The sequence below is a fragment of the Mesorhizobium sp. M4B.F.Ca.ET.214.01.1.1 genome, assembly GCF_004791545.1.
GTDB lineage: Bacteria > Pseudomonadota > Alphaproteobacteria > Rhizobiales > Rhizobiaceae > Mesorhizobium > Mesorhizobium abyssinicae.
In genome coordinates, this window is record NZ_SRUX01000170.1 from 1 (window position 1) to 339 (window position 339).

Sequence of the window (339 nt, forward strand, 5' to 3'; positions counted from 1 at the left end):
GCTATAACTATAACGGCTATGGCGACCGGAAAGGCTACGGCACAACCACAGTGAGCACCATCAACGGGTCGACCACGACGGTGGTCCAGAAACAGGTCTGCACGACCGGCACGGCAAAGAGCCTTGCGAAGAGCCTGCCTTCCGGGTCGGTGATCCAGACCGATCAGTATGGCACGTCCTATTCCTGCGCCGATACGTTCTATCCCGCCACCGGTGCGGGCGCGGTGATCGACGTCAGCCAGATGGACCAGCTCTATCTGCAGATGGACGTGCCCTCGGGCAATCCGAAGGTGTTGAAGTCGAACGATCCCAACACCTCGAACCGGCTCTATATCGGCC

At 59.6% G+C, this 339-nt stretch carries 1 pseudogene; it reads left to right on the top strand.

The annotated features are described in order from the left end of the window. Positions 1-339 (top strand): annotated as a pseudogene (locus EN857_RS33770) (hypothetical protein); the annotation flags it as partial.